Source organism: Verrucomicrobium sp. BvORR106 (assembly GCF_000739655.1).
Taxonomy (GTDB): Bacteria; Verrucomicrobiota; Verrucomicrobiia; order Verrucomicrobiales; family Verrucomicrobiaceae; genus Verrucomicrobium.
Window position 1 is genome coordinate 99,954 of the sequence record NZ_BATR01000031.1, and the last position, 20,014, is coordinate 119,967.

General features: G+C 61.7%; 19 protein-coding genes and 1 tRNA gene. 9 read left to right on the forward strand and 11 right to left on the reverse strand.

Translation table 11 applies throughout. From position 1 onward, the window contains the following. Positions 1–74: 74 nt before the first annotated feature. Entirely contained in the window at positions 75–1,199 is a 1,125-nt protein-coding gene (locus BV106_RS05375; RefSeq protein ID WP_038161589.1) for an aldo/keto reductase, read from the forward strand. A gap of 157 nt (positions 1,200–1,356) precedes the next feature. Further along, positions 1,357–2,505: a family 10 glycosylhydrolase gene (locus tag BV106_RS05380; RefSeq protein WP_038161591.1), complete on the forward strand. Its 1,149-nt coding sequence runs from the start codon at positions 1,357–1,359 to the stop codon at positions 2,503–2,505. Between the two features lie 432 nt (positions 2,506–2,937). On the opposite strand, the gene alr is transcribed toward BV106_RS05380, so the two are convergent. Both alr and BV106_RS05390 read right to left on the reverse strand, forming a co-directional pair. Beyond that, positions 2,938–4,104, reverse strand: a complete 1,167-nt coding sequence (alr, locus tag BV106_RS05385) for an alanine racemase (protein ID WP_051945152.1) — start codon at positions 4,102–4,104, stop codon at positions 2,938–2,940. 26 nt (positions 4,105–4,130) lie between these two features. Further along, complete coding sequence (locus BV106_RS05390) at positions 4,131–4,733, reverse strand: DUF1802 family protein (RefSeq protein ID WP_051945155.1); 603 nt, start codon at positions 4,731–4,733, stop codon at positions 4,131–4,133. 208 nt (positions 4,734–4,941) lie between these two features. On the opposite strand from BV106_RS05390, the gene BV106_RS05395 reads away from it, so the two are divergent. The 5 genes from BV106_RS05395 to gatB all read left to right on the forward strand — a co-directional run bounded on the left by BV106_RS05395 (position 4,942) and on the right by gatB (position 9,764). Then, positions 4,942–5,016 (forward strand) — tRNA-His (locus BV106_RS05395). 36 nt (positions 5,017–5,052) lie between these two features. After that, the gene (gene rnc, locus BV106_RS05400) at positions 5,053–5,769 is read left to right on the forward strand and encodes a ribonuclease III (RefSeq protein ID WP_038161594.1); all 717 of its coding nucleotides are present in this window, start codon (positions 5,053–5,055) and stop codon (positions 5,767–5,769) included. A gap of 637 nt (positions 5,770–6,406) precedes the next feature. Further along, positions 6,407–7,492, forward strand: a complete 1,086-nt coding sequence (gene aroC / locus BV106_RS05405; protein WP_038161597.1) for a chorismate synthase — start codon at positions 6,407–6,409, stop codon at positions 7,490–7,492. Positions 7,493–7,577: 85 nt separating this feature from the next. Further along, on the forward strand, positions 7,578–8,210 hold the full coding sequence (locus BV106_RS05410; protein WP_265595363.1) for a hypothetical protein: 633 nt from the start codon (positions 7,578–7,580) through the stop codon (positions 8,208–8,210). 93 nt (positions 8,211–8,303) lie between these two features. Beyond that, a complete protein-coding gene (gatB, locus tag BV106_RS05415) occupies positions 8,304–9,764 on the forward strand; it encodes an Asp-tRNA(Asn)/Glu-tRNA(Gln) amidotransferase subunit GatB (protein WP_038161603.1) in 1,461 nt (486 codons plus the stop codon). 129 nt (positions 9,765–9,893) lie between these two features. On the opposite strand, the gene BV106_RS05420 is transcribed toward gatB, so the two are convergent. Both BV106_RS05420 and pyrE read right to left on the reverse strand, forming a co-directional pair. Continuing rightward, positions 9,894–10,112: a hypothetical protein gene (locus tag BV106_RS05420; RefSeq protein WP_038161606.1), complete on the reverse strand. Its 219-nt coding sequence runs from the start codon at positions 10,110–10,112 to the stop codon at positions 9,894–9,896. Positions 10,113–10,202: 90 nt separating this feature from the next. Further along, positions 10,203–10,778, reverse strand: coding sequence for an orotate phosphoribosyltransferase (gene pyrE / locus BV106_RS05425; RefSeq protein ID WP_038161608.1), 576 nt, complete (start codon positions 10,776–10,778; stop codon positions 10,203–10,205). A 64-nt stretch (positions 10,779–10,842) separates the two neighbouring features. Here pyrE and BV106_RS05430 point away from each other — a divergent pair, with 64 nt between their 5' ends. Beyond that, entirely contained in the window at positions 10,843–12,249 is a 1,407-nt protein-coding gene (locus tag BV106_RS05430) for a c-type cytochrome domain-containing protein (RefSeq protein ID WP_265595364.1), read from the forward strand. Between the two features lie 131 nt (positions 12,250–12,380). After that, positions 12,381–13,682 carry a pyruvate dehydrogenase complex dihydrolipoamide acetyltransferase gene (locus tag BV106_RS05435; RefSeq protein WP_038161614.1) on the forward strand — a complete coding sequence of 434 codons (1,302 nt, stop codon included), beginning with the start codon at positions 12,381–12,383 and terminating at the stop codon, positions 13,680–13,682. 368 nt (positions 13,683–14,050) lie between these two features. Here the strand turns inward: BV106_RS05435 and BV106_RS05440 are convergent, their stop codons facing one another. The 7 genes from BV106_RS05440 to rfbB all read right to left on the reverse strand — a co-directional run bounded on the left by BV106_RS05440 (position 14,051) and on the right by rfbB (position 19,674). Next, the gene (locus tag BV106_RS05440) at positions 14,051–14,812 is read right to left on the reverse strand and encodes an RsmE family RNA methyltransferase (RefSeq protein WP_038161616.1); all 762 of its coding nucleotides are present in this window, start codon (positions 14,810–14,812) and stop codon (positions 14,051–14,053) included. A gap of 23 nt (positions 14,813–14,835) precedes the next feature. Further along, positions 14,836–15,966, reverse strand: a complete 1,131-nt coding sequence (locus BV106_RS05445; RefSeq protein WP_038161618.1) for a TIGR00730 family Rossman fold protein — start codon at positions 15,964–15,966, stop codon at positions 14,836–14,838. Between the two features lie 42 nt (positions 15,967–16,008). After that, complete coding sequence (locus BV106_RS05450) at positions 16,009–16,458, reverse strand: hypothetical protein (RefSeq protein ID WP_038161620.1); 450 nt, start codon at positions 16,456–16,458, stop codon at positions 16,009–16,011. A gap of 21 nt (positions 16,459–16,479) precedes the next feature. Beyond that, on the reverse strand, positions 16,480–17,388 hold the full coding sequence (rfbA, locus tag BV106_RS05455) for a glucose-1-phosphate thymidylyltransferase RfbA (protein ID WP_038161622.1): 909 nt from the start codon (positions 17,386–17,388) through the stop codon (positions 16,480–16,482). Between the two features lie 107 nt (positions 17,389–17,495). Beyond that, positions 17,496–17,843, reverse strand: coding sequence for a DUF2007 domain-containing protein (locus tag BV106_RS05460; RefSeq protein ID WP_081891532.1), 348 nt, complete (start codon positions 17,841–17,843; stop codon positions 17,496–17,498). Between the two features lie 46 nt (positions 17,844–17,889). Then, the gene (tmk, locus tag BV106_RS05465) at positions 17,890–18,570 is read right to left on the reverse strand and encodes a dTMP kinase (protein WP_051945158.1); all 681 of its coding nucleotides are present in this window, start codon (positions 18,568–18,570) and stop codon (positions 17,890–17,892) included. Positions 18,571–18,594: 24 nt separating this feature from the next. Further along, positions 18,595–19,674 carry a dTDP-glucose 4,6-dehydratase gene (gene rfbB, locus BV106_RS05470; protein WP_038161626.1) on the reverse strand — a complete coding sequence of 360 codons (1,080 nt, stop codon included), beginning with the start codon at positions 19,672–19,674 and terminating at the stop codon, positions 18,595–18,597. Positions 19,675–20,014: the final 340 nt, after the last annotated feature.

Below are 20,014 nucleotides of genomic sequence, written 5' to 3' on the forward strand. Positions count from 1 at the left end.
GCGGCCATGGATTCGCAAGCCCCGCCTACGGGTTGGGCTTTGACCCCGCACCTTTTCACCGTATTACCTGTATTATGGATCTCACACGCACCGCATTTGGCAGTTGGAGCGGCGGCCGCTTCATGCACTTTGGCGAAGCCCTCACAGACGAGCGCTACGTTCAGCTCGTCCAGCGCTCCTATGAGAAGGGCACCCGCACATTCGTCACCGCTGATGTGTACGGCGGCGGCCGGGCCGACACCCTCTTGGGTGAGGCGCTCAAGGGCATCGACCGCAGCACCTACTCCTTGGTGGGCATCGTAGGCCATGACTTCTACGGCGGGCTGCGGGCGGGAGCCAAGGGCTACCCCCGGTTTACCGAACCCGGCCTCCATGCTCCTGAGGAGTATGCCAGCTACGTCCAGATGGCCACGGAGAAGTCCCTGGAGCGCTGTGGAACGCAGAAGTTTGACCTCCTCATGCTGCACAATCCCGACACGACCGGCTACAGCAGCCCGGTGGTGTGGGACGCCCTGCGCGCGGTGAAGTCCAAGGGCCTGACGGACCAGCTGGGCATCGCCCCCGGGCCCGCCAACGGCTTCACTCTGGACATCATCGACTGCTTCGAGCGCTACGGCGCCGACATCGACTGGGCCATGATCATCCTCAACCCCTTCGAGCCGTGGCCGGGCCAGCACGTGCTGAGCGCCGCCCGCAAGCATGACGTGAAGCTGCTCGCCCGCGTCGTGGATTTCGGCGGCATCTTCCATGATGACGTCAAGCCAGGGCACAAGTTCCGCGACGGTGATCACCGGAGCTACCGCCCCAAGGGCTGGGTGGAAGAAGGCAACGAGAAGCTCGAGAAGGTGCGCCCGATCGCCGAGAAATACGGCCTGACCATGCTGCAGCTCTCGGCGATCTGGGATCTGTCACAGGAGCCCGTGCGGAGCGTGGTGCCAACCCTCATCCAGGAAGCCGGTGAGGGTGCCAAGACCATCGAGTCCAAAGCCGATGAACTCGCGGCCCTGCCGGACATCACCTTCACCGCCGAAGAAGTGAAGGAAATCGCCGCCATCGGCGACAACACCGGCTGCATGAAGCTCAAGGGCGCCAGCGAGCGCCATGAAGGCCAGGAGGCCCGTCCGGACGAGTGGCCCATGCGCGGTGAGCTGCTTGAGGTGGCCAAGCGTTGGGAGCTCGGCAGCACTTGGGCATGGTGATGTAGAACGGGATGGGTTATGGGAGAGGGGTTATGGGTTAGAAGTTAAGAGTTGTGGGTTGGACGAGGTCAAGTTTCGTGGGAGCTGCCTTCTGCCGGTTCGGCCCATCAACGAATTCCTCATAACCCTTAACTCATAACATCTAACCCCCTTACTCATGCCCCGCCTTGCTGCCAGCCTGCTGCTGTTCTTTGCCGTCCTCTTCTCCCTGGCCGTTCCAGCCTCCGCCGAGATGCGGGGAGCCTGGGTGGCCTCGGTGCACAATCTGAACTTCCCGTCCCGCACGGGACTTTCCGCCGACCAGCAGAGAGCGGAGATCCGACGCATCATCAGCATCGCGGCGGCGTGCCGTCTGAATACCCTGATGGTGCAGGTGCGTCCGGAGGGGGATGCATTGTATCGGTCGCGTCTCGAACCCTGGAGCCGATTCCTCACCGGCACGCAGGGGGTGGATCCGGGTTATGACCCGCTGGCCACATTCATTGCTGAAGGGAAGAGCCAGGGCATTGCCATCCACGCCTGGATCAACCCGTATCGCGCCTCCACCAGCAAGGCTGGCAAGGCGGAAAATCACATCTCCCGCACCATGCCCGGAGCCGTGCGCAGGGTTGGGTCCATGCTCTGGATGGATCCCGGCGATCCAGCAGTGCGCCAGCATGTGGTGCGCGTCGTGGAGGACATCGTCCGACGCTATGCCGTGCGCGGGGTCATTCTGGATGACTACTTCTATCCGTACCCCGGCACCGGTCTGCCACGTGGCACATTCCCAGATGACACCACCTATGGCCGCTACCAGGCCGGTGGTGGTCAGCTCAACCGTGCCGACTGGCGGCGTGAGAACGTGAACACGCTGATTCGCGAACTGCACACGGTGGTGCATGCGAACCGCCAGGGAGCCTGGTTTGGCGTGAGCCCATTTGGCATCTACCGGCCCAACGTCCCACGCGGGGTGGAAGCCCAGTTGGACCAGTTGACCGAGCTCTACTCAGATCCCGTGGCCTGGCTCCGCGAGGGGACAGTGGACTACCTTTCCCCGCAGCTCTACTGGACCGACGCCGGTCCCCAGAGTTTTTCCTCGCTCCTCGGCTGGTGGCGCAGCTCCAGCGTGAATCCGCGCGGCATCCTGGTCTTCCCAAGCCTCGCCGTGGACCGTCTGGGTGGCAGCCACAACTGGCCGGTTCAGGAAATCAGCCGTCAGCTCGACATCGAGTCTTCGATCCGGCCCAAGGGCGGGTTCATCATCTGGAGCATGGCGCCGTTGATGCGGAATACCAAGGGGGTGAACGGGGTGCTGCAGGGGACGTAAGGCCCGCTGCGCGGGAGACACAAGACGGCAAGACCTGAGCTGACCCTTGATGAAGTGTCGCGTTCCTACAGCCAAACACTTTGAGTTGTAGGGCGACCGCCTCGGTTGCCGGATCAGGGGTGGCACGCTCTGACCGCGTAAACGCGGAACTCCAACCCTGACGGCGAACAGGAGGTGGTCCGTAGGCTATCAGGGACCGGTGTGATACTGCCGGGAACGTGCGACTGAGCGGGGCTGGGAACCCCCGCCTCCTTTACCCGCAAACAAGCTGCAAGATCATGTGGCCGCAGAGTACAGGAGGCGGGATCTCCGGTCCCGCTGGTGAGCGAAGGGAAAGAACCTCACAACCGACGCTGACGCACCAAGCCCTCCACTCGTCATTTCCTGAACCCGGAGGGTTTGATGATTAGCCATGGCGTCGGCCGAGCGGAACTACGCCACCACCACCCGCGCCACCCGGGCGGTGATGCCGGTAAACACGTGCCACGAGATTGTGCCGGCCTTGTCGGCGACTTCCTCTGCGGAGATCTTTGACTCACCCTGGGTGCCGAGGAGTACCACTTCATCGCCAGGCATCACCGGCTGATCGGCGGGGAGGTCGGTCACATCCACCATGATCTGGTCCATGGTCACACGACCCAGCAGGGGGCAGCGCCGCCCATGGAGGAGGACAAAGGCATTTTTTCCTGAAACCTGCCGGGGGTAGCCATCGGCATAGCCGCAGGCCAGGGTGGCCACCCTGGTGGGCCGGCGGGTCACATGACTGCGGCCGTAGCTGATGCCGTGTCCCTCCGGGAGCTCACGCGCCAGAATGACCCGGGTCTTCCAGGTCAGCACGGGCTGGAGCTTTTCCTGGTAAGGATCACCCAGCCCGGTGCCAGAGAGGGGGTCCACGCCATAGAGCATGAGACCGGGCCGCACCAGGTTGCAAAATTCGTGACCAGAGGGATAGCCCAGCAATCCAGCACTGCTGGCCAGGTCCACCCAGCGCGGCTGGAGGCCGGACACCTGCGCGAGCCGGACGCTTTGATGAAACAACTCGATCTGGCGGCGGGTGAAGCCGGCGTCTTCGTCCGGGGAGGGGAGATGGGTGGCGAGCCCCTCCCAGGAGATGTGGGGCAGCGCGACCAGCGCTCTCACCGTGTCCTCAGTCCACTCGGGTTCTATGAAACCCATGCGACCCATGCCGGTGTCCAGCACCACATGGCCGCGGGCGGTGGCGCCCAGGCGACCGGCCAGTTCGCTCCAGGCGCGCGCTTCGGCCAGAGAGTTCACACAGACGTGAAAACCGGCCCGCAGCGCGGGTTCCTGTTCCTCCGCCAGGCAGGTGCCCAGCAGCAGGATGGGGGTCTCCAGACCGGCCGAGCGCAGTTCCAGGGCCTCCTGCAAGTTGGCCACGCCAGAGACCGCCACGTGATCCTGCAAGGCCCGCGCGACGGCAACGGCCCCATGACCGTAGGCATTGGCCTTGACCACCGCCATGAGATCGAGCCCGCTCTGGGTGCGGGCCACGCCGGCGTTGTGGCGCAGGGCGGAGAGAGAGATTTCAACCCAGCAACGATGCACGACGGCAACAGCGGCAGAAGACGGAGAGGACATGGACAGCCTGGATCAGCAAAACAAACTCAACCCAGCACAGCCTTGATCTTTTCAGCCGTCTCGTTCCAAACCTCATCCGCCAGCACCGGGGTGACGATGGGTTCAAAGTCCTTGCCTTCCGGGGGCAGTTTCACCCAGGAACGGCAACCACCGTAACCTTTCAAGTACGGGAAAGACCACGTGATGGGCAGCTTGTGCACCCGCACCAGGGCAATGTGCAGACAGCTCTCCTCATTCCAGGCGAAGCGCTCGCGGACGACCTCCTCCTTCCACACGTGAAAGGGAGCGAGCGCGGCCAGTTTGTCCCAGTCCGTGATGCGCCAGATCTGCAGCGTCTTGGCGAAGTACTTCACATCCACCAGTTCGCGCTCTTCATCCTGGGGGACAGCGACCTTGTCCGCATCCTCCGGCAGCCAGAGGAGCTGATCACCCTGGGCGTGGAAGCCGGTGGGGAACAGCCAGAAATCCTCATGCTCAAAATGGAAACCCTTCTTGCCCTCATGGATCCCGCCTTTACGCAGGATCAGAGTCTGCACCCCCTGGCCGAGGGCTTCACAGACGAACGCCCATTCTTTGAATCCGACAGGCGCTGCGGTTGAGGTCGAAGTTTCAGGTGTGAGGTCGGACATGCGAGGGATCCAGTGAGGCGGGCTTGCGGTGATCGTTGCGTTAATTTAGCTACGCATTCCAAGGGGGGATTGCGAGCAGAGATACGAAATTGTGTGGAACTGTGCTGGTACCTCCTCACTCACCCCACCGGCACAATTCCGACTCATCACGAGTTTTCAGTTGCCAGCCATGGATTTCTCAATACAGTTTGCCTCCGCTGTTAAAATGGTGGCCGTAGCTCAACGGTGGAGTCCCAGATTGTGATTCTGGTTGTTGCGGGTTCGAGTCCCGTCGGTCACCCCAACAGCGTCTTTTCGTGGCAATCGCCACACCCCGTAAATGGATTCGCTGGAGTCGCGCATCGCCTATCAGTTCAAGCAGCCCGAACTGCTGCAAGAGGCACTGACGCACCCAAGTCTGCCCTACGAGAGCAAGAACCCGCAGCGGCACAATCAACGCCTGGAGTACCTGGGTGATGCCGTGCTGCAGCTGGTGCTCTCTGAGGCGATCTACCACCAGTTTCCGCTCGACGACGAAGGGCTGCTCACCAAGCTGCGCACGCGGCTGGTCCAGACCCGCACACTTGCCCTCATCGCCCGGCACCTCAATTTGGGCCGGGACCTCCTGCTGGGCAAAGGAGAGGAATCCAACGGGGGACGCTCCCGCGAGTCCACCCTGGCAGATGTAATGGAAGCGGTCATCGGGGCCGTGTACTTGGATGGAGGTATCGAAGCGGTGCGCCCCTTTGTCCTGCAACACTGGAGCCACGATCTGGCAGCGCTCCAGCATTCACCCGTCGAGCTGAATCCCAAAGGACAGCTTCAGGAGCTCCTTCAAGGTGAGGGAGGCAACACGCCCACCTACCGAATCATTGCTGCCGAGGGTCCAGATCACGAAAAGGTCTTTCAGGCCGTCGTTGTCTGGCAGGATCGGGATCTCGCAGCCGGAACGGGACGCAGCAAGAAAGAGGCCCAAACCGCGGCCGCCCAAGCAGCCCTGGCGCTGCCAGAAATCGTGGCCCTGGCAGAGAAGGCCAGCGGCACCAACGTGGGCTGAGCGATCAGGCAAGCTAGCTAGCTCATGGGCCAGCTGGGGCACCAGTTGAAGCCAGCACCCATCCTATGATGGAAATTATAGCGTCCCCTTCTCCTTGTCAGAAGCGAACCCAGATTTGCGAAGCCGTGCTTAGCCGCGTTGCGAAGGCGCTAGCTGTTTATGGTTTCTCAACAAATTCGGTGTCACAGAGCTCAATCCATCGAATCTTAATAGTTTATACTGCTTAAATACTAAGATACATTTATCATTAATGAGGACGTGATCAATTCTTGTGAACAAAATTGCGAAGAACCAAGCCAACAATCTCAATCTTGTTCTCAAACGAGACGAGGAGGGCACTTGGCTCCCATCCTGTACCCAGATTCTTCACGTGCCCATTCGCTGTGGAACGGTTTTGTCACCGATGAAGAACACGGTTGTTAACATGCCCACAGCCTATACGGATATGAAGTGTTGGGGTTCAAAATTTAATGAATCATAACGCTGGGAAGAACTTCGGGCCGGAACCGGACCAGCGAAGTGCCCTTGAAGGGAAAAGCAGACAGTCAAGAGCGGGACGTGCTCATTCTTGCGTTCAACGGGAAATCGCGCCAAGGTGACGGTTCACGTTTCACTTCCTGCGCCTCCCCTTTTTTCCATGTCCAGCAGCTTTGGCACTCTCTTCCGCGTCAGCACCTATGGCGAATCGCATGGCCTGGCAGTGGGATGCATCGTGGATGGCTGCCCACCGCAGGTTGCGCTGACAGAGGCTGATATCCAGGTGGAACTGGATCGTCGTCGCCCTGGGCAGAGCAAGATCGTGACGCAGCGCAAGGAGGGCGACCGATGCCAGATTTTGTCCGGCGTGTTGAACGGCCAGACACTGGGCACTCCCATCAGCATCATGGTGCCCAATGAGGACCAGCGCTCAGACGCTTACAAGGAGATGGAGACGGCCTACCGCCCCTCTCACGCTGACTTCACCTATGACGCCAAGTATGGCGTGCGTGCGGTGGCTGGTGGCGGGCGCTCCAGTGCCCGTGAGACGATTGGGAGGGTGGCGGCAGGTGCCATCGCCCGCAAGGTCATCGAGGCCTCCTGTGCTGGCTACGAGTGCCTGGCGTATGTGAAGACGGTGCGCGATATCGAGGCCCATCCGACGCCGGAGCAAATCACCCGCGAGTCCATTGAATCCAACATGGTGCGCACGGCGGACCCCGTGGCCGCAGAGAAGATGGTGGATCTGATCGATGAGACCCGGAAGCAGGGCAACTCCGTGGGTGGCGTGGTGGAGTGTGTGGTGCGTGGTGTTCCTGCGGGCCTGGGTGAACCGGTGTTCGACAAGCTGGAAGCAGATCTGGCCAAGGCCATGCTGAGCCTGCCTGCGACCAAGGGTTTTGAGATTGGCAGCGGCTTTGCCGGCACGCTGCTGACCGGCATGGAGCACAACGACGAGTTTTACATGGAAGGTGACCGCGTGCGCACCCGGACCAACCGCAGCGGTGGGATTCAGGGCGGCATCAGCAACGGCGAGGAGATTGTCTTCCGCGTGGCGTTCAAGCCCACGGCGACCTTGCTGCGTGAGCAGAACACCGTGACCAAGGACGGCGAGGCGACCACGCTGAAGGCGCGCGGGCGTCACGATGCCTGCGTGCTGCCGCGTGCTGTTCCTATTGTCGAGGCCATGGTGCATCTGGTACTCTGCGACCACCTGCTGCGTCAGCGGGCGCAGTGCAGCCGGTAAGACGGATTACGACCCATGAGGTCGTGTCCGGACCAGCTGGCTCCCCTCCCCTGCCCCAGCGACTTAACCTCCATTGCAGTTTCCCATGATCAGTCCTGTGGATTCGAAGTCGCGTATGAACCAGGTGGACCTTGAGCCCGGATTGGTGGCCTACCGTTGCCCTGTGTCCGGCGGCCATTGGCTGCCTTATCAAAACTACTGGCGGTGGTTGAGCCAGCAGCCTGGGCGACTCCCCCACCTCCCTCCCGGAGAGGGCATGAGCCATCGCGTGGAGTCTGAGAGCTCGCACAAGGTGCGGATCTGCCCGGAGACCGGTACCCTGATGACCCGGTACAAGGTGGGCCACGGCTTTGAATTTTCCGTGGATCGCTCGGCAGCTGGCATCTGGTTTGACGTCAACGAATGGGAAGCGCTGCGGAGCCGGAACTTTCACGATGAGGTGCATCTCATCATGACGGCTCCCTGGCAGGCCAAGGTGCGACGGGAAGCGCTGGAGCAGGTGATCCACGAGAAGCAGGCTGAGCATCAGGCTCCGGAAAAGGCTCCTGTTGCGCTTGCCCATGATGAACTCAGCGGGCTGGAGGCAGCCTTTCGCGCCCGGTTCGCAGGGATGCTAGGCCCTGAGGTGATGGAACGTGCGGAGGAGATCAAGAGCTGGCTGGACCAGCAGCCGGCCAGGCGCGAGATCCTGACCTATCTGTCGCACGACCCCACTTGATGCGGCGGGACGCGCTGGCGTTTCGGTTCTGCTTGAATTCAGCCGCATTGTGCCGTTGTTACGGGCTCCCGAGACGTTCCGTCCGTTCCGCTCATGCCCAAGTACATCACCACCATCGGCCTCGAAGTTCATGCGCAGCTCAACACGCGCAGCAAGATGTTCTGCCCCTGCCCGGCGGAATACGGAGCCGAGCCGAATACGCACACCTGCCCCACCTGTCTGGGACTGCCAGGAGCGCTGCCGGTGCTGAACCTGGAGGCGATCGAAAAGACGCTGCTCACTGGCCTGATGCTGAATTGCGGCACGCCGGAGATCTCCAAGTGGGACCGGAAGAACTACTTTTACCCGGACATGCCCAAGAACTACCAGCTGAGCCAGTTCGACCTGCCGCTCTGCATCGGTGGCGGGGTGCCGCTGTATGATCTGGCCTATCCCAAGGACGCGCAGAAGAACATCAAGAACCCCGGCAAGGTGGTAAAGCTGACCCGCATCCACCTGGAGGAAGACGTGGGCAAGAGCACGCACACTGGGGCGGGCACGATGCTGGACTTCAACCGTGCCGGGACGCCGCTCATGGAGATCGTGAGCGACCCGGATATCGACAGCGCGGAGGAGGCCTTTGCCTACCTCACGAGCCTGCGCCAGATCCTGATCTATGGCGGGGTGAGCGATGCCGACATGGAGAAGGGCAACCTGCGCTGTGACGTGAACATCAGCCTCCGCCCGGAAGGGCAGACGGAGCTGGGTGCGAAGATCGAGCTCAAGAACCTGAACTCCATGAGTGCGATCCGTCGCGCCATCCACGCTGAGGTGGAGCGTCAAAGGGAGGCCCTGGACAAGGGTGAGAAGCTCATCCAGAGCACGCGCCGCTGGGATGATGACCGCGGCGAAACCGTCCTCATGCGCACCAAGGAGGACGCGCACGACTACCGTTATTTCCCCTGCCCCGACCTGCTGCCGATCCGCACCGCCCCCCTGCTGGAGGCCGCACGCACGCGATTGCCAGAGCTGCCGCATGAGAAGCGGGCCCGCTTTGAGGCGGACTATGGCATCAGTGCTTATGACGCCGGGGTGCTGGCGAGCGACAAGGGCCTGGCCACCTGGTTCGAGGAAGCAGCGGGAGTCGATTCCGGGGTGCCGGCCAAGAAGGTGGCCAACTGGGTGATCAATGAACTGCTGGGTCGCCTGAATGAAGCGGGCACGCCGCTGGACGAGAGCCTCGTCAAGCCAGCCTCCCTGGCGGAGCTGGTGTCCATCGTCGAGGCGGGCAAAGTCTCCAACAATCAGGCCAAGGAGGTCTTTGCCGAGATGTTTGCCACAGGTGAAACGGCGACGCCGATCATCAAGGCCAAGGGCTTTGAGCAGGTCAGCGACACCGGTGCGCTGGAGGCGCTGTGCGATGAAGTTATTTCCGCCAATCCCGCCAAGGTGGAGGAATTCAAGGCTGGCAATGACAAGGTCATCAATTGGATGACCGGCCAGATCATGAAGTCCAGCGGTGGCAAGGCCAACCCCAAGGTGGTCGGCGAGATCCTCCGCGGGAAGATGAGTTAAAGAAGTTCGTGGTTCGTAGTGCTTGGTCGGCGTCCATTGGGGCTCCAACTGGCCAAGCACTGCGTCGCGTCAAAGCGCTGTTCTGGACTACTGAATTACCGGTTTACTGAGTTACCGAATTACCGGACCTCACCAATCATCGGTGTCGGCGAGACTGCGTTTTTTCCAGACGCCGGTTGCAGGTGGGTCGGGCAGAGTGGGCACCAGTTTGGCGGCGACCTCCTCAGTGATGCTCAGCAGCTTCTTTTGCTGAGCCTCCAGCAGGGACTGGACGAAGTTTGCCGTGATCTCGAGATCCTCCGGAGTGAGGCGCTCAAGATTTTCGACGATCTGGGGGATCGTGGCCATGCGCGGATGGTAGGCGATCCCGCCAGAATTGTCGAACCTCTAAAAGCTTCCTCTTGATGGAGGAAATGACCTTCCTCCAGGGGAGGAGGCTTACTTCTTGATGAGCATGCTGCGGGTCAGGGCGGGATAGACCTTGTAGCCCTTGGCCTCGATGTTGGCCTTGCCGCCTTCTTCGCGGTCGAGGAGAACCAGCACAAAAGCCACCTTGCCACCCTCGGCCTCGATGGCCTCGATGGCCTTGAGGGTGGATCCGCCGGTGGTGATCACATCATCCACCACCACGACGCTGTCTCCAGCCTTGAAGTTGCCTTCCACCAGCTTCTGGCGGCCGTGTTTCTTTGCCTCTTTGCGCACGCTGTAGGCATTGAGAGGAGATTCCGGCTCAGCCAGGTGGGAGGCGATCGAGATGGCGAGCGCGACTGGATCCGCCCCCATGGTGAGACCACCCACGCCGTCAGCCTTGATGCCCAACTCCTTCTCCGCCTGACGTACGATGGGGAACATGACCTGGCCAACGAGATAGGCACCCTTCGCATCCAGTGTGGTCAACCGGCAGTCCACATAGAGGTCGCTCTTGGCGCCGGAGGCCAGGGTGAAGTCGCCGAACATGACGGACTTTTTGAGGAGGGTCTCGAGGAGGGCTTCTTGAGCGGTGGCGTTGGACATGTCGAGTGGGATAGGAAGGATAAGATGGGGTCGGCAGAGTCGTACTGTGCCGGTGGCAAGAAGCATGAAATCGGCAGATTTGAAACCGCAAACTTCACAGCCCGGGTACCGATCAGGTGCTTGGGTGCTGGTCGTAGCGGGTCTGCTGGCACCGTGGTCGCAGGGGGCGGAAGCACCGGTTTCGTTTCAAAAGGACATCGCTCCCATCCTGGCGGACAAGTGCCTGACCTGCCATCAGGAGAAGAAAGCCAAGGGCGGCTACCGGGTGGACACATTTGAGCACTTGGGCAAGGCCGGCGACAGCGAGCTCGCACCACTGACCGGCAGCAAGCCAGATGCGAGCACCCTCTTTACCCGGTTGGTGACGACCGATGAGGATGAGCGCATGCCTGCCAACGATGATCCCCTGCCCCCTGAGCAAGTCGCTCTTGTGAAGCGATGGATCGAGCAGGGCGGGAAGTTCGATGGCCGCGACGCTAAGCTGGCGCTGAACGAAATCATTTCTGCCTCCGCAGGCCCAACCACTGCCAAAGCCCCGGAGAAGTACCCTCGCCCGCTGCCGATTACGGCTGCGGTGATGGCTGGGGACGGGCAGACGGCCTTTACCAGTGGCTACCATGAGGTGCTGGAATGGTCTGTACCAGAGGGGCGTTTACAGCGGAGGTTTGGCGGACTGCCAGAGCGGGTGCTCGGGCTGGCCCTGCAGCGGAGCGGGCGATCGCTGGCGGTGGCGGGTGGTTCCCCTGGTCGTGGTGGCGAGCTGCTTGTGGTGGAAAGGGCGTCCGGAAAGGTGGTCAAGAGACTGCCAGGTAGCAAAGACACCGTGCTGGCGGTGGCCTTTTCACCGGACGGGAACCTCTTGGCGGCGGGCGGTACCGACAACACGGTGCGGGTGTACCGCACAAGTGACTGGAAGCCCGCCTGGAAAGCGGAAGCTCACGCAGACTGGGTGACTTCTTTGACGTTTGCCCCCGACGGCAAGCATGTGGTGAGCACGAGCCGGGACCGGACGGCCAAGGTGTTGGCGAGTGAAGATGGCAGTCCGGGGCTGACCTTTGCCAACCACGGCAGCGCGGTAACCAGCGCCGTTTTTGATGACGACGGGGTGACCGTGACGACCTCGGCGACCGATGGCGAGGTGCGCCGATGGAGGTGGGACGAGAGTGTGGACGGGAGCGGCCGGGTCAAGGACAAGGTCCTGAAGGGAGGTCGTCAGGAGGTGACCCGAGTGGTTCTGGGGGGTGGGAAACTCATTGCTGCCTCGGTGGACGGGCGGCTCCGGCAGTACGATCTGGGGAAGCTGGACGCGCCCGCCGTGGAACTGACGCCGCTGGGGGTCCGGGTGGACGCCCTTGCGCTGGATGACAGCGGCTGGAGGCTGCTCGCAGCGGGGCAGGACGGACGGTTGCAGGTTCTCGATCTAGGGGCTGGCCAACGCCTCCTGAGCGCGATCGCGGCACCGGGCTGGTGAGGTCTGGAAAGAACTTTTCCGCAGGTCGGAAGCAGGTGCGCCGTCTTTCTAGACAAAGCGCGTATCATCCCTATGGTGGCACGGCCGCGGCACTTTTACAGCCCGTCACCTACCACAACCGATTTCCCGTCATGCCGAAACTCATCAAGATGCCCAAGCTCAGTGACACGATGACCGAGGGGACCCTCGCCAAGTGGCACATCAAAGAAGGCGACAGCGTGGAGATGGGCAAGGTGATCGCCGATGTGGAGACGGACAAGGCGACGATGGAGATGCAGGCCTTCGAAGAAGGCAAGGTGTTCAAGCTGGTCTCCCAGGCTGGCAACAAGGTGCCGCTCGGCGGGACCATGGTGGTGCTGCTCGCGGAAGGCGAAGAAGCTCCCGCTGATCTGGACGCTTTGATCGCTGGCAGCGATGCTCCAGCACCCGCCAAAAAGGAAGAGGGCGGCAGCAAGTCTGAGAAGCCCGCAGGCAAAGCCTTCGCCGGTAACCTCCCCCCCACTGCTCCCGGGCAGAAACGCCGCCCAGTGGCGGCAACGGCCAATGGCGTGCGCGTCAAAGCCTCCCCGCTCGCCCGCAAGGTGGCTGAGGAGAAGGGCGTGGACCTCACCAAGATTCAGGGCTCCGGCCCCGGTGGACGCATTGTGCGTGCTGACGTGGAAAGCGCCCCGCAAGGCGGTGCCAGCGCCGCCGCTGCTCCTGCCAAGGCCGTGCAGACGATCCGCCCTGTCGCTGGCCCGGATGACCAGCGCATCCCCCTCACGGGCATGCGCAACATCATTGCTGAACGCCTCTTGGCCAGCAAGACGCAGATCCCCCACTTCTACCTCCAGATGGAAGTGGATGCGGCTCCGCTCATGACCTTCCGCGCTCATATCAACGCGCAGTCGGAAAAGACCAGCGGCAACAAATACACGGTCAACGACTTCATCCTCAAGGCTGTGGTTCGCGCCGCCGCCACCGTGCCTGCGGTGAACGCCTCCTTCGACGGCGACGCCATCGTGCAGTTCAAGCACGTGAACCTGAGCGTGGCCATCGCCATCCCTGAAGGTCTGGTGACCCCGGTGATCAAGGCTGCAGAGACCAAGACGCTGTTGGAGATCAGCGGTGCGGTGAAGGATCTGGCCGGCAAGGCGAAGAACAAGAAACTGAGCCCCGATGAGTTCGCCGGCGGCACGATCACCGTCAGTAACCTGGGGGCCTATGGCATTGACCAGTTCGCTGCCATCATCAACCCGCCCCAGGCGGCCATCGTCAGCATCGGCAGCATTCGCAATGCCCCGGTGGTGGATGACAAAGGCCAGATCGTGGTGGGTCAGCGCATGTGGGTGGGCCTGAGTGGTGACCACCGCGTGGTGGACGGAGCTGTAGCGGCCACTTTCCTCGCTGAGATGCGCAAGCTCATCGAGAACCCGGCCCTCATGCTGGTATAAGCGGAGCTCGCCAAGCAAGATCTTCTCAAGCGGCGCATGTGATCCATGCGCCGCTTTTTTGTGGGCACGGGTCGCCGCAGTTAAAGGAGGCGGGGGTTCCCAGCCCCGCTCAGTCGAGCGTCGCCAACAGCCTCATACCGGTTCCAGACATCCTACCTCCCCCCTCCCCTTCGCCGTCAGGGTTGGAGTTCCGCGTTTACGCGGTCAGGGCGCGATATCCCTGACGTCACATGCGGTCAGAGCGCTAAGTTGGCTCATCAAACCCACGCCTCAGTTTCCGAACGGGGTTGGAAACCCCTACTCCTTTTCTCTGCGGCCGGGTGATCGGTTTATTTGTTGCCCAAAGTGGAGAAACCAAGCACCAATCACTAAGAACCCCGCAACTCATGCCCCAGCACACTCAACCCGTACATCGTCGCGGTTTCCACCCGCAAGATGATGGGCCCTAGACTCATCGGCACACAGCCGTGGTCCCGTGCTACCAAATACTCTGCAGGAGTGAAGTCCCCTTCCGGACCGATGCAAAGCAGAGTCGATGAAACAACGCCACCCTGCTCCGCCCTGTCCTTCAAGATCGCCTTGAGGTGTCGCGAATCATCCTCGATGGCGGCGATGATGCGCAGGTCATGTGGCGGCAGTCCGGCCATCACCTCCTGAAAAGAGGCGGGTGCATGAATGACGGGCAGCCAGTTCTGGCCACACTGTTTGCAGGCCTCCAGCGCCAGGCGCTGCCATTTCTCCTGCTTTTTGGCGGCCTCCTTCTTGTCGAGCTTGACCACGGTTCTAGCTGTTAACACGGGATGCACCGCGTTCACGCCGAGCTCTACGGCCTTCTCGACAATCCACTCCATGTTGCTGCCCTTGGGCACGGACTGTACGAGAGAGAGGGACACGGCCGGAGCGGGCGTGAAAGCGGTCTCCAGGACCTCAAGCTCCGCGGTCTTGCCGGTGGTGGCGACAATCCGGCAGCGGGCGGAAACCCCGGCTCCATCGAACGCGGTTATTTCATCTCCCACCGTGTGCCGCATCACGGAGGTGCAGTGGCGGGCCTCATCACCGTCCAGCACCAGGCTGCCACCGGCCGGCTGCCAGTGGGATGGAGGAATGTGGAATCGGGCGAGGGCTCCCATGATGACAGGTGACGGCTGGGACGTTAGAGCTTGGCGGGGATGACCTGGGCCATGTTGATGGCGTCAATCAGCTGGCGCCAGCGGCCGTACTCGCCGTGTTTCATCGTACCGACGAGCCGCGGCAGGTGGGAAATGCCCTCTTCATTCTGCTCCTCCGGCAGGGCGATGGCCTGCTCCAGAGGGGCCTTCAAGATGTCTGCGAAATCAGTGTTCAGCCGGGCCACGGCCGCAGGAGTGAGCTTGCGCTTGATACGGAAGACGGTGCGCTCCTTCACGTGCCGGTAGGAGTGGAACACCTTGTAGAAGGTGGTGATGACGCGCACGGCTTCATCGACGTTGTCCGTGATGTGGATGAGGCTCATGTCCTCCTGAGAGATGAGCCCGTGCCCGTAGAGGTGCTCACGCACGAAGGCGAAGAAGGTGGACCAATAGGTGCCGCCTGGCTCATCCACCAGCACCACCGGCAGGATGGTGGCCTTGCCGGTCTGCATGAGCGTGATGCTCTCAAACATCTCGTCCATGGTGCCGAATCCACCGGGAAACAGCGCCACGGCATCAGCCTCCTTCACAAAGGAGAGTTTCCGGGTGAAGAAGTAGTTGAAGGTGACCAGCTTCTCATCGCCCACGATGGTGTCATTGGCGCTCTGCTCGAAGGGAAGCCGGATGTTGAGGCCGAAGCTCTGCTCCCGCCCCGCGCCGCGCTGGGCGGCACCCATGATGCCATCCCCTGCCCCAGTGATGACCATGAACCCTTCATCCACCATGCGCTGGGAGAATGCTTCCGCTGAATCATAGGCGGGCATGCCGGGGCGAGTGCGGGCCGAACCGAAGACGGAGACCTTGCGCACGTGGCGGTAGGCCTGGAAGACTTTGTTCGCGTGCCGCATCTCCCGCATGGCGCGGTGCAGCATCTTCAGGTCTCCCATGCCGGTGTTGTCCCGGCCGATCTTGAGGCTGGTCATGAGCAGGCCCGCGACGAGATCGCGCTTGCGCTCATCATCCACCCAGGTGGACGCCAGGTCTTTGAGCCGGTCATCCAGGTCGTGATCGCCCGTGGTGCCCTTGGGCCTTTCCGCCAGGTCAAAGATGCCACCGGCGGTGAAGTCCTTTTCCGGGGGCCGGGAGGTGGGCTTCGGAGGCAGGCTGTTATTCATGGAAAGAGGAGTCAGAAAAGGTTTTCTTGCTGAAGGCACGCCTCAGCGGGCGTTCGACGGGGTCGGAGCCCCGGTCGATGCAGGTGCCGGCGGTGTTTTCGCCAGCTCAGACCTGCTGGTCTCGGGACCCGTGACGGCGAAGAGGATGGCGACGACCACCACGCCAAGGAGAACAGCGGTGTTGTACGCCACCGCGATCATGGCTGCGCCCAGGCTTCGCACCCGTTTGGAGGGTTTTACAATCCATTCCAGCAACAGAATGAGTACGATCAGAGCAGGGAGGACAGACGCGGCATTACCCAGGACAAGATGCACGGCGCGGTGCAGGGTGTGCAGCTCCGGGTTCTGCAGGGAGGCAGCGGCGACCTCGTAGAACTTGTCCAGCTTCGGCAGCAGGATGATCCGGGTGAACTCCTGCACCACCAGGGTGGGCAGGAGTGCGGTGGCAGCCACGAGCCATGTCACGCCCGGGCGGTGGTTTCCATCGTCCATGGGCTTGTGAGGCGCTTCGACTTAGGCGATGGGGCCGTGCGAAGCCGTGGTGTGATCGTACTGCGCGAGCTTGCGAAGGTAGTCGCCATACTCCGTCTTGCCGAACTTGTCGGCCGAAGCCAGAAGCTGGCTCTTGGAGATCCACTGCTTGTTGTAGGAGATCTCTTCGAGGCAGGAGATCTTGAGACCCTGACGGTGCTGGATGACCTGCACGAACTCGGCGGCTTCGAGGAGGGAGTCGGGTGAGCCGGTGTCCAGCCAGGCCACTCCGCGGCCCAGCACTTCCACCTGGAGCTCACCAGCCTCGAGGTAGAGGCGGTTGAGATCGGTGATTTCCAGTTCGCCACGCGCGCTGGGTTTGATGGAGCGGGCCAGCTCGCAGACGCGTTGGTCGTAGAAGTACACGCCTGGCACTGCGTAGTTCGACTTGGGCTGCTTGGGTTTCTCCTCCAGAGAGATGGCCTTGCCAGCCTTGTCGAACTCGACGACGCCGTAGATCTCAGGCGTGGCGGTGTAGTAGCCGAAGATGGTGGCACCCGAGGTCTGGGCACCAGCGCGCTCCACGGCCTTGCGGAACTGCGTGCCGTAGAAAAGGTTGTCCCCCAGCACGAGGGCGGCGGGGCTGCCGTCAAGGAACTTCTCCCCGATCAGGAAGGCTTGCGCGAGGCCTTCGGGCTTGGGCTGCTCGGCGTACTCAAAGTTCAAACCAAACTGGGAACCGTCTCCAAGGAGCTTCTGGAAACCAGGAAGATCATGAGGAGTGGAGATAATGAGGATGTCCCGGATGTCTGCCAGCATGAGGGCGGACAGCGGGTAGTAGATCATTGGCTTGTCATACACCGGCATGAGTTGCTTGCTCACGGCGATGGTGAGGGGGAATAGCCGGGTGCCGGATCCACCGGCGAGTACAATGCCTTTGCGTGCGCTCATGCGCTGAGTGTGCGCGGGAGTGCGGGTGGTGCAACTGCTAAGCGGCGTGCTGAGGGCTGCCACGCCAAAAGTTGTCGCCACGCCTCCCCTGCCCCTTGTTTCTGAGGCTACTTGAGCGGGCGACCCGCCTCGCAGTTCCAACAGATGTCGAAGCCCGGAGGCACGCTCTCCCCGCAGGTGGGGCACTGCCATTCGTTGCCCTCGGGTTCAGCAAGGTTCTGGGTGGATTCCACAATCGAAAGGGCGGCGTGGAGATCCGAGTCGTTGTGAATGCAGAGGGCCGGATAAAACAGAGGCACCGGGATGCCGGTAAAGGCGTTGCTGGTATGCTCGTTGCGGATGAAGCAGGCAATACCCGCCTCTTCCAGCAGGGATTTGCAGAAGCCGACGCGGGCGGAATCGGGATGGACGAACACCTCTTTCATGGCGGTGCGGTTGATGCTCCACATTACCATGATTCACGGGAGTTGGCGACCGCTGCAGCGAGGCGGCGATCAAGTTTTACTCCCCAAAAAGGGCAAGCGCTTCCGTGCTCAGTGAGCGCGGGCTGGCGGTCTTCCAGAGCTTCTGCTGGGCGGCCTGTTTGAACAGGGCCAGACACTCTTTGGAAACCTCCCGCCAGGGACGGGAAGCATCGACAATGACACAGCGGGCCTGACTGCGGCTGGGGAGTTGGAGGAAGATTTCCCGGCAGCGGGTCAGGGCGTCCACATCCTCAAAGGAGTTGGGCTGATCTCCCCGCACTCGGATCCGGTCCTGACCTGCCGCGACCGGCAGGTCGAGCAGGAGCACAAGGTCCGGCAGCGGGAAGTTGGTCTCGTTGAAGGCCAGCACATCATCCACATTGGCCCCGCGGGCACCTTGATAGGCAGCGGTGCTCCAGTAGTAGCGGTCCAGGACCATGATGGCGTCTTCATCCAGGGCTGGCTGGATGGAGCCCTCACTGTGCTGCTCGCGATCCTTGTGAAAGAGGTCGAGCTCCTGGGCCAGGGTGAGGCGTCCGCTGGCGGCGGACTCACGCAATTTCCGGCCCCATTCCAGGCTGGTCGGTTCCTTGGAAAGGGCGCACAGCAGCCCGCGCTCACCGCACCACTGGGCCAGCGTGGCGGAGACCGTGGTCTTGCCCGCCCCGTCGATGCCCTCGATGGCGATGAGCAATCCGCCTGGAATCGGTCGTCTCATGAATCGATGGGGATAAAGGAAATATCAGGCCTGGCCGAGACGCTGGAGCTGGTACTTGCGCTCAATTTCCTCGATCCAATTCGCATGGTCGAGGTACCAGCGGACGGTCTTGCGCATGCCGCTGTCGAAGGTCTCCTGGGGCTGCCAGCCGAGTTCGCGGCCGATCTTGGAGCAGTCGATGGCGTAGCGGCGGTCGTGGCCGGGGCGGTCCTTGACGAAGGTGATGAGCTCGGCGGGATCGCGATTGAGATCAGGGCGCTCGGCGTTCACGGCGGCGATGAGCGCGTGCACGACCTCAATGTTCTTCATCTCACACTTGCCACCGATGTTGTAGGTCTCGCCGATCTCCCCTTTCAGCATGGCCAGGGTGAGGCCACGGCAGTGGTCTTCCACATAGAGCCAGTCACGCACATTGGAGCCGTCGCCATACACGGGCAGCTTCTCCCCGCGGATGACCTTCTGGATCATCAGGGGCATGAGTTTTTCCGGGAACTGGAAGGGGCCGTAGTTGTTGGAGCAGTTCGTGGTAACAACGGGCAGGTGGAAGGTGTGCACATACGACCGGGCCAGGTGGTCACTGCCTGCCTTGCTGGCGGAGTACGGGCTGTTCGGCGCGTACGGGGTGGTCTCGGAGAATGCAGGATCGCTCGGGCCCAGGGAGCCGAAGACCTCATCCGTGCTGACGTGGAGGAACCGGAAGTCGCTCTGTCCGGCCGCCTGGCGCTCCTTGTGGTACACGCGGGCGGTGTCCAGCAGCTTGAAGGTGCCCACGAAGTTCGTCATGATGAACTCTTCCGGGGAATCAATGGAGCGGTCCACATGCGACTCGGCGGCGAGGTGCATGATGGCGTTGAGATTGTACTTCCGGAGGAGGAACGCGACGAGCTCGCTGTTCTGAATGTCGCCTTCCACCAGGACGTGGCGGGGATCGTCGGCCAGGGACGCGAGGCTGGAGCGGTTGCCCGCGTAGGTCAGCTTGTCGAGGTTGACCACCTTGGAAACAGTGATGCCATGCTCCTGTTCGGCCTTGCCGAGAAGGTAGTGAACAAGGTTCGAGCCGATGAAGCCCGCGCCGCCGGTTACAAGAATACGCCGTTCTGCCATAGGAGTGAGGGGGCGCAGCCTAGACTCGGCTGCGCCCGTGGGCAAGAAGAGAGTGCGAGTGGTAGCTCACGCTCCTCTGTTGAGGGTCAAGTTCTTGCTGCGATGACATTGTATAATTCATTCATTATGAGTATGTTACGTATATATTAGATATGTGGTTGAGCTCCCTGATGTGAATCGGGATGTGACTGTCAGAGTGGAGTGGATGTCGTTGGAGTTGGTTCCACCGGGAGGCGTGAAAATGCCCAGATATCGGGGAATCGTCCCGTCAGGGGCTGAGTGTCGGTGTTTGAGCTGGAGACCTGAAGGCTACCGCTGGGGCAATGGTTGAACTTCGTTC

Coding starts and splice junctions, on each gene's coding strand:
- BV106_RS05375 (WP_038161589.1), top strand. CDS start 75: ATGGATCTCACACGCACCGCATTTGGCAGTTGGAGCGGCGGCCGCTTC.
- BV106_RS05380 (WP_038161591.1), top strand. CDS start 1,357: ATGCCCCGCCTTGCTGCCAGCCTGCTGCTGTTCTTTGCCGTCCTCTTC.
- alr (WP_051945152.1), bottom strand. CDS start 4,104: ATGTCCTCTCCGTCTTCTGCCGCTGTTGCCGTCGTGCATCGTTGCTGG.
- BV106_RS05390 (WP_051945155.1), bottom strand. CDS start 4,733: ATGTCCGACCTCACACCTGAAACTTCGACCTCAACCGCAGCGCCTGTC.
- rnc (WP_038161594.1), top strand. CDS start 5,053: ATGGATTCGCTGGAGTCGCGCATCGCCTATCAGTTCAAGCAGCCCGAA.
- aroC (WP_038161597.1), top strand. CDS start 6,407: ATGTCCAGCAGCTTTGGCACTCTCTTCCGCGTCAGCACCTATGGCGAA.
- BV106_RS05410 (WP_265595363.1), top strand. CDS start 7,578: ATGATCAGTCCTGTGGATTCGAAGTCGCGTATGAACCAGGTGGACCTT.
- gatB (WP_038161603.1), top strand. CDS start 8,304: ATGCCCAAGTACATCACCACCATCGGCCTCGAAGTTCATGCGCAGCTC.
- BV106_RS05420 (WP_038161606.1), bottom strand. CDS start 10,112: ATGGCCACGATCCCCCAGATCGTCGAAAATCTTGAGCGCCTCACTCCG.
- pyrE (WP_038161608.1), bottom strand. CDS start 10,778: ATGTCCAACGCCACCGCTCAAGAAGCCCTCCTCGAGACCCTCCTCAAA.
- BV106_RS05430 (WP_265595364.1), top strand. CDS start 10,843: ATGAAATCGGCAGATTTGAAACCGCAAACTTCACAGCCCGGGTACCGA.
- BV106_RS05435 (WP_038161614.1), top strand. CDS start 12,381: ATGCCGAAACTCATCAAGATGCCCAAGCTCAGTGACACGATGACCGAG.
- BV106_RS05440 (WP_038161616.1), bottom strand. CDS start 14,812: ATGGGAGCCCTCGCCCGATTCCACATTCCTCCATCCCACTGGCAGCCG.
- BV106_RS05445 (WP_038161618.1), bottom strand. CDS start 15,966: ATGAATAACAGCCTGCCTCCGAAGCCCACCTCCCGGCCCCCGGAAAAG.
- BV106_RS05450 (WP_038161620.1), bottom strand. CDS start 16,458: ATGGACGATGGAAACCACCGCCCGGGCGTGACATGGCTCGTGGCTGCC.
- rfbA (WP_038161622.1), bottom strand. CDS start 17,388: ATGAGCGCACGCAAAGGCATTGTACTCGCCGGTGGATCCGGCACCCGG.
- BV106_RS05460 (WP_081891532.1), bottom strand. CDS start 17,843: ATGGTAATGTGGAGCATCAACCGCACCGCCATGAAAGAGGTGTTCGTC.
- tmk (WP_051945158.1), bottom strand. CDS start 18,570: ATGAGACGACCGATTCCAGGCGGATTGCTCATCGCCATCGAGGGCATC.
- rfbB (WP_038161626.1), bottom strand. CDS start 19,674: ATGGCAGAACGGCGTATTCTTGTAACCGGCGGCGCGGGCTTCATCGGC.